Source organism: Mesorhizobium sp. M00.F.Ca.ET.216.01.1.1, assembly GCF_004010325.2.
Lineage (GTDB): Bacteria > Pseudomonadota > Alphaproteobacteria > Rhizobiales > Rhizobiaceae > Mesorhizobium.
Map to the genome: position 1 here is coordinate 1 of NZ_SADR02000637.1, position 279 is coordinate 279.

1 pseudogene is annotated in these 279 nt (G+C 59.5%); it reads right to left on the reverse strand.

Annotated features, from left to right (window positions below):
- Window positions 1-16 precede the first annotated feature (16 nt).
- A pseudogene (locus EN859_RS38605) lies at window positions 17-279 on the reverse strand (hypothetical protein); the annotation flags it as partial.

Here is a 279-nt window from a genome sequence, read left to right on the forward strand (position 1 = left end):
CCGATCGCATAAGCGATCAAACGACGAACACGTCGTGATATGTCAGGGCCGCCCCCGGCTCTAGGTGGGCGATTTCCACCTGGGCGGTCGATTTCGAGCCGTCGGGATCATAGTACAGAACGCCCGTGGTCCGGTTGTAGAGCAGGTGATCGTTGCTGCTGGTGGCGTGTTCTCGCAACTCGAAATACGACGAGTTCACCCGCGTCGGGCTGGACCAGGAACCGGAGCCGAGCTTGGTGAAGATGGCATTGTCGAGATAGAGCGCGTCATGTTCCGCGT